Annotated in this window: 10 protein-coding genes and 2 tRNA genes; 6 read left to right on the top strand and 6 right to left on the bottom strand. The window is 52.2% G+C overall.

Going from position 1 to position 15,026, the window contains the following annotated elements; genetic code table 11:
• Positions 1-21: 21 nt before the first annotated feature.
• Positions 22-1,461, top strand: a complete 1,440-nt coding sequence (locus CRP01_RS29135) for a TolC family protein (protein WP_099153590.1) — start codon at positions 22-24, stop codon at positions 1,459-1,461.
• 105 nt (positions 1,462-1,566) lie between these two features.
• Here the strand turns inward: CRP01_RS29135 and CRP01_RS29140 are convergent, their stop codons facing one another.
• A complete protein-coding gene (locus tag CRP01_RS29140; protein ID WP_099153591.1) occupies positions 1,567-3,999 on the bottom strand; it encodes a TonB-dependent receptor in 2,433 nt (810 codons plus the stop codon).
• 238 nt (positions 4,000-4,237) lie between these two features.
• Positions 4,238-5,329 carry a serine hydrolase domain-containing protein gene (locus CRP01_RS29145; RefSeq protein ID WP_099153592.1) on the bottom strand — a complete coding sequence of 364 codons (1,092 nt, stop codon included), beginning with the start codon at positions 5,327-5,329 and terminating at the stop codon, positions 4,238-4,240.
• A 183-nt stretch (positions 5,330-5,512) separates the two neighbouring features.
• Here CRP01_RS29145 and CRP01_RS29150 point away from each other — a divergent pair, with 183 nt between their 5' ends.
• Both CRP01_RS29150 and CRP01_RS29155 read left to right on the top strand, forming a co-directional pair.
• Positions 5,513-6,250, top strand: coding sequence for a LytR/AlgR family response regulator transcription factor (locus CRP01_RS29150; protein ID WP_099153593.1), 738 nt, complete (start codon positions 5,513-5,515; stop codon positions 6,248-6,250).
• Between the two features lie 311 nt (positions 6,251-6,561).
• Complete coding sequence (locus CRP01_RS29155; RefSeq protein WP_170110588.1) at positions 6,562-7,605, top strand: DUF4837 family protein; 1,044 nt, start codon at positions 6,562-6,564, stop codon at positions 7,603-7,605.
• Positions 7,606-7,755: 150 nt separating this feature from the next.
• Here CRP01_RS29155 and CRP01_RS29160 read toward each other — a convergent pair whose 3' ends face one another.
• The 3 genes from CRP01_RS29160 to CRP01_RS29170 form a co-directional block, all read right to left on the bottom strand.
• A complete protein-coding gene (locus tag CRP01_RS29160) occupies positions 7,756-8,994 on the bottom strand; it encodes an ABC transporter permease (RefSeq protein WP_099153595.1) in 1,239 nt (412 codons plus the stop codon).
• A gap of 197 nt (positions 8,995-9,191) precedes the next feature.
• Positions 9,192-10,643: an amidohydrolase gene (locus CRP01_RS29165; protein ID WP_099153596.1), complete on the bottom strand. Its 1,452-nt coding sequence runs from the start codon at positions 10,641-10,643 to the stop codon at positions 9,192-9,194.
• Between the two features lie 15 nt (positions 10,644-10,658).
• Complete coding sequence (locus CRP01_RS29170) at positions 10,659-12,173, bottom strand: M20/M25/M40 family metallo-hydrolase (protein ID WP_099153597.1); 1,515 nt, start codon at positions 12,171-12,173, stop codon at positions 10,659-10,661.
• 95 nt (positions 12,174-12,268) lie between these two features.
• On the opposite strand from CRP01_RS29170, the gene CRP01_RS29175 reads away from it, so the two are divergent.
• Positions 12,269-13,483, top strand: coding sequence for a cysteine desulfurase-like protein (locus tag CRP01_RS29175; protein ID WP_099153598.1), 1,215 nt, complete (start codon positions 12,269-12,271; stop codon positions 13,481-13,483).
• Between the two features lie 83 nt (positions 13,484-13,566).
• On the opposite strand, the gene CRP01_RS29180 is transcribed toward CRP01_RS29175, so the two are convergent.
• Positions 13,567-14,487, bottom strand: a complete 921-nt coding sequence (locus tag CRP01_RS29180) for a PfkB family carbohydrate kinase (RefSeq protein ID WP_099153599.1) — start codon at positions 14,485-14,487, stop codon at positions 13,567-13,569.
• Between the two features lie 105 nt (positions 14,488-14,592).
• On the opposite strand from CRP01_RS29180, the gene CRP01_RS29185 reads away from it, so the two are divergent.
• Together CRP01_RS29185 and CRP01_RS29190 are read left to right on the top strand one after the other, a co-directional pair.
• Positions 14,593-14,666: transfer RNA gene (locus tag CRP01_RS29185), tRNA-Asn, on the top strand.
• Positions 14,667-14,862: 196 nt separating this feature from the next.
• A tRNA-Val gene (locus CRP01_RS29190) sits at positions 14,863-14,937 on the top strand.
• Positions 14,938-15,026 lie beyond the last annotated feature (89 nt).

Here is a 15,026-nt window from a genome sequence, read left to right on the forward strand (position 1 = left end):
ATCGCAATTCAATTTTTCGACATGAAATTCAATGGTTCACTTTTGGCATTCCTTGCGGTTACCTTGTTGTTCGGCTCCCGGACGATCCTGGCCCAGTCATCGAATGCCCCCCGCCAGCTCTCCCTAGAAGCAGTTTACCAACGTATACAGGACCACCATCCGGTTGCGCTGCAGGCCGCCCTGCTGGAACGTCAGGCGGAGGCAAAACTCCGGGCGGCCAGAGGCGCATTTGATCCCAAGGCTTACGCCGAATGGCAGCAGAAATCATTCAAAGGGACCGAATATTATACCTTCAGCGAAAGCGGGCTGAAAATCCCGACCTGGTACGGACTGGAACTGAAAGGTTCCTATAAGACCGCCCGGGGTACCTACGTTAATCCCGAGAACGGATTGCCGGCGGTTGGGCAGGCGGTAGTCGGAGTGAAAGCGTCGGCACTGCGCGGCCTGTTTATCGATGAGCGCCGGGCAACCTTGCAGCAGGCCAAACTCATGCAGGCCCGCAATGAAGCCGAACAAAAAATACTGCTGAACGAATTGAAGTGGGAATCGGCCAGAGCCTACTGGGAATGGTGGGCCGCGTACCAGCAATGGCAGGTATACCAGCGAGCCCTGGAGAACGCCCGGGAGCGTCAGTTTGCCATTGTAGAGAGTTTTATTCAGGGTGATAAACCGGCCATCGATACCCTCGAATCGTTCGTCCAGGTCCAGAATCGTACGCTAGAAGTCCAGCAGGCCGAACTGGATTTTCGCAAAGCGGGCTTACAACTGGCCAATTATCTGTGGGAAGAAGGAGAGATCCCGCTCGAACTGGATATGACTACCTTACCCGATACCCTGTTCCGGGTGAATGAACAACTACCGTTTGAGCTGGCGGAGATCCTACCCAATCTACAGGATATCCACCCCGAACTCCGGCAATACCAGATCAAGATCTCCGAACTGGAAATTGACCGCAGACTGGCCGCCGAACAGCTCAAACCAAGACTGGACCTGGAATACAACTTCCTCGGCAATGGTTTCGATCTCAACTACCAGAGTAGCAACGATGCCGCGATCAGCAACCTGATCACGGAAAATTATAAGATCGGACTCAGTTTTGAAATGCCGCTCTTTTTGCGAAAAGAAAGAGGAAAACTCGCCCAGGCCGATCTGAAACTGCTGGATGCCGGCTATGGGCTGCAGCAAAAGCGATTAAGCATCAACAACAAGATCCTGAGTTATTTTGCCGAGTGGGAAACCACCCGCGATCAGTTGAACCTCTACCAGCAAACCGTAGCGAATTATCAACGTTTACTCGATGCCGAACTCCGTAAATTCAGCATCGGTGAGAGTTCAATTTTCCTGATCAACTCCCGGGAGAATAAATTGATCGACGCGGAGCTGAAGCTGATCAAGCTACAGGCTACCCTGCCCAAGCTCGAAGCGGGCGTACAGTGGGCTGCGGGCCGATTGGTCATCTGATGCAGTGAGACTGCCGAATAAAAAAGGGGATCAGCCAAAATTATGACTGATCCCCTTTTTTATTTTACCCACCGTGATGATCGATCACGGTACTGAGTTATCAGATTATTCCGATTTGATCCGGCTTTGTTCGTCTTCCAGACCCGTTTTCCGGCGACGCGCTGCCTTTACCTCGTCGTTGCCGAAGCGGTAGGAGAAGTTCACGCGCAGGCGACGGCTGTCCCAGCTGCCTCCGGCTTCCATGTACAGGGCACCGAACTGGCTGATCCCGCTCCAGCGGTTGGTCCGGAATACATCACTCACCGCTACTTTCAGGTTGGCCCGTCCGTCCAGGATCTTTTTCTGTACTCCGATGTCTACATTACCCATACCCGTAGTCTGGAAAGTACCGCCCCAGATACCGGGCGCTGCGTACCAACCGGATACTTCCAGTTTCATATCCATGGGCAGGCTAAAGGTCTGCTGGGCGTAGGCGTTGAAAGAAAAGGCACTGAGATCCACGATCTTACCATCGCCATAATCCGCCGTATTGCTGGTGTGCGAGCCGGTAACGTTCACGTAGCTATTCCACCATTTAGTGATCTGGATCGGCGCGCTGAAGCTCAGACTCAGTACATCCTGCTGGGCCAAGTTCAGCCAGGTGATGAAGCTGGAACTCACCCCGGAAGTATCCGTGATCCGGGTGATCAGGTCCGTCGTCCGGCTGTAGCTCAGACTGGTGTTGTACATGTACTTGTAGGTATGCGTCAACTGAAAGTTGTGCGAATACTGCGGATTCAGGAAGGGATTACCCTTTTCGAAGGTCAATTCGTCCAGACGGTTCTGGAAAGGGTTAAGGTCCTGATAGCTGGGCCGGTCGATCCGGCGACTGTAAGTCAGTTGGAAGCTGTTCATCTGGTTGGCCTGGTAGGTCAGACCACCGGAGGGGAACAGATCCAGGTAAGAGCGTTTTACATTGTCGTCTTCGGTCGGTACGTAAGCCGTGAGGTCGCCTTCCGAATTGGTCTGCTCGGCCCGCAGTCCGAACTGAAAGTTGAACTTATCGGAAAACTTACCGGAGTAGTTCAGATAGGCTGCATTGACATTCTCTTTGTAGGCAAACTGGTTACTACGGTTCTCATCCAGCACATTATCGCCGCTGAGGACATTGTAAAAATTGAAGGTGTTATCCGTGTTCACCTGGGCCAGCTTGATACCGGTGCCCACCTTACCGCCGAACAGGTTGCGTTCGTGATCGATCTTAAAGGTGTAGATGTCAATGGAGGTTGGGGTCTCATTGGCGTAGATCCGTTCTTCGTAGACCTCCGTACCTGTGGGGTCGGTATAGCGGTTCGGCTGGTATTCGTCTCCGTCGTTCTCGAAGATACCGTAATCGGCATCAACGTTCCAGGTTGTACCGTTACCTCCGTCGTAGGCGTAGTTGACGTTGAAGTTGTAATTGGAACGCATACCGTTATGAAGATTGCTGGCCAGCAACATGCTGTCTACGGCTCCGACACCGATCGTGGCGATGGTAGTGCGGCTGTTGGAATTCCCCTGGTAGTCACTGACATTCCCGTTAGCGATCACCCCGATCGTACTCTTTTTGCTCAGGAAAAAGTCGGCTCCGGCGCGGAAATTGTGGTTGTTCCATTCGCTCAGGTTGACGTTCTTCTGATCAAAAGCCAGTCCGGATTGTTCGCGGTAAAGGTTGAACAGGTTGCGGTTGCGGCCTTCACCGTAGCCGTAGCTACCAAAGAGGTTAACCTTTTTATTGCGGTAGTTACCACTCAGTTTGGCATTATACTGCGGCAGCTTTCCGATGGAATAACCCGCATCGAAATTGCCGTTCGCTCCCAAATTCTTATCTTTTTTGATCTTGATATTGATGATCCCCGCATTTCCCTGGGCATCGTATCTCGAAGAGGGGTTGGTGATGATCTCGATCGATTCGATCTCGGTAGATTGCAGGGTTTCCAGATAGGCGGCCAGATCGCTGCTGCTCAGCGGAGAAGGCTTGCCGTCGATATAGATCTGAACACCACTACGGCCCTGCAGCATGACGTTGTCGTTGTTGTCGACCATCACGCCGGGAGATTTGCGAAGCAATTCCAGCGCCGTATTTCCCTGCGCGTTGATGCTGCCTTCCACGTTGAATACCATCTTATCCGGTTTGACCTCCACCAATGGCTTGGTAGCCGTAACGGTGACTTCGGAAAGTTCGTTGGTGGAAGGCTGCAGGCGGAATGCCGGCAGCGCCAGCGTCTGTCCGGCTTCAACGTGCAGGACTTCGGAGGTAAAGTCGGGTAAACCGACAAAGGAAGCTTTCATCCAGTAATCACCGGCCGCAATGCCGCTCATCTGGAAGATCCCCTTGTCGTCGGTGATCTCGGCCTTTACCATATTGGAATCGGCCTGTGCGAACAGGATCACGTTGGCGTAGCTGACGGGTTGCCCATCAGCATCGAGCAGAGATCCGGTAATTTTTCCGTTGGATTGAGCATAAACCATGCTCAGGCTACTGACCATGGCCAGTAGGAGAAGTGTAATGTTTTTCATGTCGGGCGGTTTTACCGGATCCGCTGGGAAACCCCAGCATTTCCGGTTTAAAGAATTCAATTAGTCGGGTGATCTCAGGGGATATATTATTTCTCCTTTGATCAAATTGTTCTGCAAATGTAGACCTCACTCCACGAGCAACTAAATTATTTCGACCAGTGCTAGGTGGATGCCGTTACTCACCGGCAGGAGCTCGGTTTTCGGAATTCAGGCACTTCATTTTTCGACCGGTCGGGCTTTAATCGCCTCCGGAAGCGAAGAGTATTCGCAGAAGTTGCTCCTTGATATTTTCCGAATTTCCGAAGGTATCCGGGTTAAACTGATCAGTATTACTGAGGATGATCAGCGTCTTTTTTGCCAACGGGAACCGCATGATCACGCTGTTGAACCCCAGAATACCACCTCTCCTTTCTACCGTAAATGGGTTACCGGCAATAAACGGATGGTGGAAAGTCCAGGATCCGAAGGCGATATACCCCAGAGCCGGATCGGAAGTGTACATCAGGGTTTTTCCCGCTTCGGAAAGCAGTTTTTCTCCGTAGAGCCCCTGATCCCATTTCAAAAGGTCGGCTGCGGTAGCATACATGCTGCCCGCCGCGAAATAATTTTCAATGTAGTAATCCGGCTCCTGAACGCAATCCCCGTTTTCGCATAAGTAACCACTGGCCAGATCAGCCGGCAGTGCATCTTTTTCCAGAAAACCGGTATCGTGCATTTCCAGCGGGATGAGGATACGTTCCCGAATGACCGTTTCCCAGGGCTTTCCACTGAGATCCTCGATGATCAGCCCCAGCAGCAGGTAGTCCACATTATTGTAATTAAAGGCGGTACCTGCTGGTTGCCGTGGCTGTTCTCTCTCGGTAAGACGGCGGATCATTACCTCCGGTGACAGTTTTTCCGCATAAAATTCGTCCGTTTCTCCGGGTAGTCCGGAGGTGTGGTTAAGCAGGTGGCGGACTTTTACGCTGCTAAAAGTATCCGGCAAAAGTCCGGGCAGCAATTCATTCACCGATTGATCCAGGGACAATTGCTCTTCCTCGTACAATTGCATGATCACTAAAGCCGTAAATGACTTGGTGATGGAGGCGATCCGGAATTTGGTTCCCTGCTCCAGCTTTTTGCCGGAAGTGCGATCCGCCAGGCCAACCGCCTGCTGGTATACGATCTTCCCATCCTCCGCCAGGAGGACGACTCCGGAGAACTGATCCTGCCGGCTAAACTTTTCGATCACCGCTTCGGCCCCGGTCAGATCCGCCTGCGCTAAAAGGCCGCTAAATCCCAGAAATAAAAAGGTTATGGTTCGGATGATCCGGAGAAACACTGTTTTCATATCATTTTCGATTTGCTACAAAGATGCAGTGCTTTCGCCCGGCTCACCATCGGATTTCGGTGAACGGCTATATAGACCGCCCAAAGGAAGGAAATACCATTGATCGACCTATATGTGCATTCGTCGGCCAGGCGGTCACCCGGCCGGGATAATTCCTTAATTTAGCTTCAACTTCCAACAGCTATGCAAAAAGTGATCATAATTGACGATGAGGCTCCCGCCCGCTCCCTGCTGCGGGAATACCTCAGTCATTATCCCGAACTGGTTATCATCGGAGAAGCCAATAACGGGGTCGACGGTATCAAACTAGTACACGAATTCAAACCGGATATCGTATTCCTCGATATTGAAATGCCGGGGATGACGGGTCTGGAAGTGCTGCGTCATTTAAAGGAAAGTCCCAAGGTGATCTTTTCCACGGCCTACGATCAGTACGCCGTCAACGCTTTTGAGCTTAACGCCGTGGATTACCTGCTCAAACCCTATACCCGGGAGCGCTTTAACCGGGCCGTAGAACGTCTCGAAGTCCGGCAACGGCAACCACTGGACAGCCTGCACGCCCTGGCCGAAAGCCTGCTGAAACAGGAACGCCAGATCTATCCCGCCCGGATACTCGTTTCGAGCGGACAGAAACTGATCGCCATACCGACCGCCTCCATCATCTGGATCAACGCCGATGGCGACTATTCCAATATGGTAACCGACAAACAGACTTATCTCAGTAATTTCGGTATCGGCCAGCTGGAAGAAAAGCTGGATCCGGAACTCTTCATTCGCGTTCATCGATCCAGTATGATCAACATCAGTAAAGTGCAGGAGATCTTTAAGTACCCAGCCTCCTACGATATCCGGATGATCAACGGCGACGTCGTACGGGTGAGCCGTTCGTACCTCGATAAGATCCGGGATATTACTTTCTGAAAATTCACTTACACCGGTTCCCAACCAGAGGATGGTCCGTCACCTTATGAGCCGCGGCCTGCCTTCCCCACGAAATTGTTTCCCGCCAAAAGTTCCATTTGTTAAAAAAGGAGTAAACTATAACAGTATCGTAACAGCTTACAATCATCATCTTACACCAAAACTTCGGCAAACGACATCTGTTCTAATAGTAGTTTCCCCGGCTTTTTCTTCGACGAGTAAAGGGGAATCTTTTTAACTTTATCGAATATTTTAATAAAGGAACTCAAATGAATATGCCGAAAAATAAATTTTTTCAAATACTTGTCCTTTTGGGTGTTGTTTTGGGGTTTGCTTCCTGTAGTGAGGATATGCGGCAGGGATTGCGGCCGGTACCGACTGCTTACGGAAGGATCAACCAGTTGGTTGTAGTGGCGGACCAGGACGTTTGGGAAAGCCGGATCGGAGATTCGATCCGTTATTACTACGGTGCCGCTTACCCGATACTGCCGCAACCGGAACCCATCTTCGACATTGTCCACTTCACGCCCTACGATATGGAGGCCCAGCTTATGCGGCGGGAACTGAGAACCTATCTGATCGTAGCTAATCTTTCGGATGAAGAATCACCCACCTCCCAGATGATCCGGCAGGACCTGGGTACGGAAAAAGTACGCCGTTCTCAGGAGGATGAATCCTATAATGTAACCATCGGTCGGGATAAATGGGCCAAAGGTCAGTTACTGGCTTACCAGTTCGGCTGGACGGAAGACAAGTTAATTGACAATATCAAAGCTAATTTCCCCGCGATCTACAAGCGGATCGAACAGCGGGAACGCGACCGTATCGCCGCTACCATCTTCTTCCAGGGACAAAATCCAAAGATCCAGGACGAGGTAAGAAGCAAAATGGGAGCGGACATTAAAATCCCCAGCGATTATTTCGTAGCGATCAGTGACGATGAAGTGATCTGGCTGCGTAAGGAAACGGATGACCTCAGCTCTAACCTGCTCATCCACAAGCTGGCGTACAGCAACGAGAAACAATTGTCCAAAGAAGGGATCAAAGCTATCCGGGATTCCCTGGGTCGGAAATACATCTCCTCTACCCTGCCGAATACCTACATGCGGGTGAACGACATTGACCTGCCGATGCTTACGGAAGTGAAAACGATCCACAACCAGTACGCTCTGGAAGCACGCGGTATCTGGGAAATCGAGAACGACTTTATGGGTGGCGCCTTTGTGAGCTACCTGATCCACAATCCGAATAAAAATGAACTGCTGTTCATCGACGGTTTTGTACACGCTCCCGGCAAAGAAAAGCGGGACTTTATGGAACATCTCGAATACATCATGTCGACTACGGAGTACTAAACGATCGCTGTAGTCCGGAAAGCAGAAAGTCGTAAGCTGTCCCATCGGGTGCTTACGACTTTCTTGTTTTTTGGGGTTACTCCAACTTCAGCCTTGCAGCGATAACCTCGGTATTCACTGGCTATGGATTATCGGGCCAGCTTCATCTTTTTATTCGTACCGCAGCGATTCGATCGGGTCCAGACGAGCAGCCTTAAGAGCCGGATACAAACCGGACAACAACCCGATGCCCACACAGGTAGCCACCGCTACGGTGATCCAGAGCCAGGGAAACAGAAAACTGCCACCCATCAGGAAGGTTACGATATTTCCAACCAGAACGCCCAGCAGAATACCGACAGCTCCGCCCATCAGGGTGATCAGTACCGCTTCGGTCAAAAACTGGATCATAATATTTCTCCGGGTAGCGCCTACAGCTTTAGTGATCCCGATCTCCCGGGTACGTTCCGTGACGCTCACCAGCATAATATTCATCAGGCCGATGGCCGCCCCGAGCAGGGTAACCAGACCGATACCGATCGCCGCCAGCCGGAAATACAGGGTATTTTCTTTGATAATATCGATCAGACCGTCGCTTTTGGAGATCTCAAAATCATTCTCCTCAAAAGCGGTCAATCCCCGCACGTTACGCAATACACTGGTTGCTTCGCCCACCGCCTGGTCCATTTTGGTCGGATCGTTAACGGCTACGAGCAGGTTATAATTCGTATTGGGAGTACCGTAGTACCGTTTCCCGGTTTGCAGCGGGATCAGGATACGGCGGTCTTCACTCTGATTCATGCTGGATCCCCGCTTGGCGGTCACCCCGATCACTTTAAACTTGATATTGCCCGCCGCAATGGTCTTATTCAATGCCTTTTCCGCATCTCCTCCAAACAGGTCCTGTACGATCTCATCCCCGATAATCGCCCGGTAACCGCCATTCAAGGCTTCTGAAGCCGTAAAGTTCCGGCCAACTGCCATTTCGAATCCCTTGGCTTCCAGGTAATTTTCGTCAATCCCAAAGATCAGTACGTTGGGATTGGTCTTTTCGTTCGCGTATTTGATCGTCGCATTACCGGTACAGTTCATCGAAACGGAGGTACGCACCGGAAAGATGTAGCGGTCTTTAAACTCCATCGCCTGATCAAAAGTGATCGGCTCTCCGCGCTTGGCTCTGCGGCCACGCCGGTTACCCTGTACGCCATCCCCCCGGGGATCCACATCGAAGGTATTGGCTCCCAGCGAAGAAAGATTACTGCTCAGCGAATAGATGGCACTGTCGATAGCGGTAAGGATGCCTACCAGGGCCATGATGCCGAAGGCAATGATCGTCAGGGTAAGAATAGCCCGCAGCCAGTTGGCGCGAACCGAACGAAATGCCAGTGAGATGTTTTCAAGTAAATTCATAACCGTATGATTCGATTTCCCGGCTTTAGATATACGGGCCAGGGAACGGCCGAAATTACGAAGGCCCTGAAGAATAGGGGTAATTGTTAGATCAATGGGGGATGTTGGTAGACTAAAAAGGGCTGTGAGCTTGGGATAATAGGAAGTTCGGGCGGTCTATGGCTTTACTTCCCATTATCCCAATGCTGGAAGTTTACTTACTTCTGCCGGTAATCCAAGGGAGGTTTCCGGTCTCCGACCAGCGATTCATATTCGAAATCTTCTCCGCAGCGGCGGTCCAGTTCCTCTTTGGCTTCTTTGGTCACGTTCGGATTTTTGAAGATATCCATGGCCGTCAGGGCGATGGTCTTAGCCGCCACCATCATTCCCTTGTGACCGATACTCATGCCGCCGGCGGCAACCGCCTGCCAGCTGTGAGCCGCCGTGCCGGGCGCCCAGGTAGCTGCACCCAGACCCGCCGTGGGTACCACCCAACTGATGTCACCGACATCCGTAGAAGCATAACCGCCGCGTTCCCGAACGGTGAAGGGCATAATATTTTCGGCGGATTTCGGGGTCAGTCCGCGGGCATTATAGGTTTCCATGATCTTTTCGGCAAAAGCGGTCTCTTCGGCATCGTAACTTACGCCACCGACCACTTCCAGATTCTGGTGCATCATTTTACCCAGCGTTTCGTTGGGCAGCAAATTATACAATCCGGTGATCACTTCGTATTCCATTTTGGTGCCGGTGCCTTTAGCGGCACCTTCGGCTATTTCGATCAAACGGTCGAAAATATTTTTCACTTCGGCCACATCCGGGTGGCGGGCGTAGTAATACACCTCGGCGAAAGCGGGCACCACATTGGGCGCATCGCCACCCTGGGTGATGACGTAGTGGATACGGGAGTCCGGCTCAACGTGTTCCCGCATGAGGTTGGCCATGTAGTTCATGGCTTCCACTCCGTCCAGCGCCGAACGGCCCACCCAGGGCGCTCCGGCCGCGTGGGCAGCTACTCCGTAGAAGCGAAATTTACCCGTTTTGATCGCCAGTGAAGATCCGGCGTCCGCACTGTTCATGCTGGAAGGATGCCAGTGCAGTACCGCATCCACATCGTCGAACAGGCCGGCCCTTACCATGAATACTTTACCGCCACCGCCTTCTTCAGCCGGCGTACCGTACAGCCGAATGGTTCCGGCGGTATTGGTCTCTTCCATCCACTTTTTGGTTGCGATGGCCGCCGCTACGGAGCCGGCGCCGAAGAGGTGATGCCCGCAGGCATGTCCGGCACTAACTTCTTCTCTTTTTTGCTGGTAAGGTACCGCTGCCTGGGAAAGTCCGGGCAGGGCATCAAATTCGGCCAGGATGGCGATGACGGGTTTACCGGAGCCAAAGGAGGCAACAAAGTCCGTAGGGAGTTCGTCGGAACCGTCATTCAGGGCGAAGCCCGCTTTACGCAATTCGTCTTTGAGCAAGGCCGAGCTTTTTTCTTCTTCGTAACCCAATTCCGACCATTCCCAGATCCGGTGGGCGCAGTCGGCAAAATGGTCTTTCTGGGATTCCAGATATTGTACCACTTTTTTCTTCTCTGCACTCAGTCCGGACTGAGCGGTCAGCAGTCCGCTCCAGGCCAATGCCAGGCAGACGAGGGCAATTGTGTGTGTTTTCATACTAATCCATGTTTTTTATAATCCGGTGGTCAATATACCCAAACAAGTTCTAACTCCACTAAAATAGTTGCCGATACGCAGGTTTTCGTTGGGACTGTGCTGATTGTTATCGGGGTTTACCAGCGGCACCAACACCGCCGGCACATCCAGCGTTTTCACAAACGGGGCAATGGGCACCGAGCCACCGTGGGTCCGGATCAGGATAGGGCTTTTGCCGAAAGTATGCGTCATGGCACGCTCCAGCCACTTGCCCGTGGGCGAATCCATGTCCGTCCGGAAAGCCGCGTAGGAGATCTGGTATCCCATCGACAACAAACGGGGATGAGCGGCCCTTTCAGCATCCGTAGGTTCCTCCTCCAGAATATGATAACCTTCCGAACGAATGTAATCCCGCAGCAGGCCGATCAGATGCTCCGGATCACTTTCCCGCACGAGACGAATGTCCAGATTGGCCACCGCTGCTGCCGGCACGATCGTACGGGCCGCCGCTCCCACCCAACCGGAAGACAGGCCCCGAATGTTCAGCGACGGATACTGCAATGACTCCTGCAGGGTATTGCCGACGGCGTCCGGTTCGGCAATGCCTAATTTTTTATTGATGGCCTCGAGATCATCCGGCACCTGTTCGAGCGCCGTGCGCGCCTCGGGGTCGATGCTGATGCCATCGTACCAACCCGGAATGGTCACTCTACCCTGATCGTCTTTCATACCGGCCAATAACTGGGCCAGGCGCAATGCTGGATTGGGTGCATAATTTCCGTAGTGACCGCTGTGTTGGGGCACCCTGGGACCGTAGGTGGTGAGGCGTACCGTGGCGATCCCGCGGGCACCGAATACCAGGGTGGGCGCATTGGAAATATGGGGCGGCCCATCCAGAATGATGAGGTGATCGGCCGCCAGTTTGTCGCGGTGCACTTCTACGGCCGGCGGCAGATTGGGCGATCCCATTTCCTCTTCGCAGTCCATGATGAGCTTAATGTTGTATAGAGGCGACTTCCCGGCCTCTTTCATCGCATCCCAGGCCGCCAGGAACATATTGATCGGCCCTTTGGCGTCTGATGCAGATCGGGCAAATATGCGCCAGTCCGGATTGGGTTCGGCGTACAGTTTTTTCAGCTCTATCGCTTCCCAGGCTCCGTCGGCCTGTTGTTGTTTCAAAGTAGGCGTGAACGGATTCACCTGCTGCCATTTGCCCGGATCTACCGGCTGGCCGTCTACCTGTACGTAGATGAGCACGGTGGGCAATGCGGGATCCTGTTGGTATCTGGCCAGTACCAGATCAATACCACCGGTCGACAGGCGTTCTACGGTAAAATCGCGTTTGCCGAATGCTTTTTCCAGCCAGGCAATGTTGTGTTCCAATTGCTCGGGAAAATGGGCGTCATTCGGCAAAGACAGGAATTCTACCAACTCCGGCAGAGTCTGCCGGGCGTGTTTTTCAGCTAGCTGCTCGATGCGCTGCGTGGAAAGATCCTGGGCCAGGGCCCATAAAGGAAACGAGAAAAGTAGAATGGTTAACAGGCGTTGCATACGGGTGATGGGTTGAAATTAAGATCTTGAAAATTACAAAAATATCCTACGCTGATCATACATCGGTTATCTTTACCCCAAAAACCACCCTTGATATGAACGATCAGTTTTATCAGCAATTTCCGGCTTTACAACGCGAACAGGACGGGAAAACCTTCGTTTTTCTGGACGGCCCGGCCGGTACCCAGGTGCCCAACAGCGTTATCGACGCGATCAGCCACTACTATAAAAACAGCAATGCCAACAGTCATGGCGCCTTTATTACCACCCGGGAAACGGATGAGATCCTGGACGGTACCCGCGAAAAAGTAGCCGCTTTCCTGGGAGCGGAGGGCCCGCATACGATCTCTTTCGGGCAGAACATGACCAGCCTGAACTTTTCCCTGAGTCGGGCGATCGGACGGGCCCTGCGACCCGGAGACGAGATCCTCATCACCCAGCTGGACCACGAATCCAACCGTGGCCCCTGGATTAGCCTGCGGGATCAGGGTGTTATCGTCAAGGAAATCCCCCTGCTGCCGGAAGGGGTACTGGATTATGAAGCGCTGGAATATCTGCTTTCCGATCGCACGCGCCTCGTTGCGATGGGTTGGGCCTCCAATATTTTCGGAACGGTTAATCAGGTCCGTAAAGTGCGAAAATTAACCCACCAGGCGGGGGCGTGGCTCCTACTGGACGCCGTGCATTATGCCCCGCACTTTCCGATCGATGTGCAGGAGGTGGGTTGCGATTTCCTGTTGTGTTCTGCCTATAAGTTCTACGGACCGCACGTGGGGCTCCTCTACGCCCGGCCCGGCCTGCTGGATCGCCTTCAGCCCGATCGGCTACGGACGACCTACCAGCACGCGCCCTACAGTATCGAGACCGGCACCCTCAACCACGCCGCAATTGCCGGCGTACAGGCTGCGATCGACTTTATTGCATCCTACGGAACGGGAGACAGTCTGCGCCAGCAACTGCTCAGCAGCATGCAGTCGCTCCGACAGTACGAACAACAACAGTTTGAGGAATTGTATAATGGACTGGCGGCCATTGAGGGCGTAAAGATCTACGGACCGGGTATCGATGTACCGGACCGGGCACCCACGATCGCCTTCAATCTTCCGAATATGAACGCCGACGAAGCCTGTGAGAAACTGGCCAAGCATCACATTTTTGCCTGGTCCGGCCATTTTTACGCCATTCGTTCCACCGAGGTATTGGGACTGGCGGAACAGGGCGGCGTTATTCGAATGGGTATTTCGGGTTATATGCGACCGGAGGAGATCCGGCGGACCCTGGAAGTAGTGAAAAGCCTGGCAGCTCAGTGATCAGCATAGCAGCAATAGCGGAATAAGCGTGATCCCGGATCTCACGCGGAGACCAGCGATCACGCTTATTTTGCAATGCCCATTTAGAGTTTGGCGTCAAAATTTACCAAACGAACGAAGCGGGTGATCCGCTCGGTAATTTCATCGTCCGTCAAACCTTTGAGCCGCTCAATGCCGAATTTCTCCACGCAGAAACTGGCCATGGCCGAACCGTAAATAACGGCTCTTTTCATGTTCTCGAAAGAAGTATCTTCCGTAGAAGCGATATAGCCCATGAAACCGCCGGCAAAAGTATCGCCGGCACCGGTGGGATCAAACACTTCGGCCAGCGGCAACGCCGGAGCAAAGAAGATATGCTCTCCTTCGAACAGCAATGCGCCATGTTCACCTTTTTTGATCACCAGGTATTTGGGCCCCATTTTATGGATGGCAGCGGCGGCCTTCACCAGGGAATACTGACCGGAAAGCTGGCGGGCTTCTTCATCGTTGATGATGAGTACATCGATCATTTTCAGCACTTCCATCAATTCATCCAGGGCCGTATTCATCCAGAAGTTCATCGTATCCAGCGCGATCAACTTGGGTTTGCTTTCCAGTTGATCGATCACCTGCTTTTGGATAGAAGGCGTAAGGTTACCCAGCATCAGATAATCGCTCTTTTTATAGCTCGCGGGCAGTACCGGATCGAACTTAGCCAACACATTCAGTTGGGTGTCCAGGGTATCCCGGGCGTTCATGTTATCGTGGTAGCGGCCGGCCCAAAAGAAGGATTTTTCGCCACGCATCACCTGGAGGCCTTCCAGGTCAATGCCTCTCGACCGCATATAGTCCAGTTCTTCTTTTGGAAAATCATCGCCGATCACGGAAACTATTTTCAGTTGATCGGTGTAATAAGAAGCAGCAAGTGCAATATAGGTGGCTGCGCCTCCAACGATCTTTTCGGCCCGGCCAAAGGGCGTCTCGATATCGTCAAAAGCGACAGTGCCGACAGTGAGTAAACTCATCGAAATTTATTTTTGTAAAAATTTTCGCACAAATATTGCACAATTATTTTGAATGTACTACATTTGCACCGCTCTTTTAAAGAAAGGAGATTTTGAAACCTAGTTGCCTCAGTAGCTCAGCTGGTTAGAGCGGCGGACTGTTAATCCGTAGGTCGTAGGTTCGAGCCCTACCTGAGGCGCTTCTTTTTGCTGATCTGCTTGATTTATTTTCATTTTTTTGTTAAAAAATTAAGTAGATATCGCGAAGGTTTTTAGCTTTGCGCTCGCTTTGAAAGAAAGCGTTTGCATTGCAAGCCGGACAGTTAGCTCAGTTGGTTCAGAGCATCCCGATTTTATCGGGAGGGTCGGATTAAAAGAGTTACTGTTCTGAGGTTTGGGCGGTTAGCTCAGTTGGTTCAGAGCACCTGGTTTACACCCAGGGGGTCGGGAGTTCGAGTCTCTCACCGCCCACTATAAAAAGCACTATAGCCATGTCGGTTGTAGTGCTTTTTTTATTCTAGCTTATTCAAATCAACCGAATTTAGTGCTCAGTTGGTTCA

The sequence above is a fragment of the Flavilitoribacter nigricans DSM 23189 = NBRC 102662 genome (genome assembly GCF_002646595.1).
Taxonomy (GTDB): domain Bacteria; phylum Bacteroidota; class Bacteroidia; order Chitinophagales; family Saprospiraceae; genus Flavilitoribacter; species Flavilitoribacter nigricans.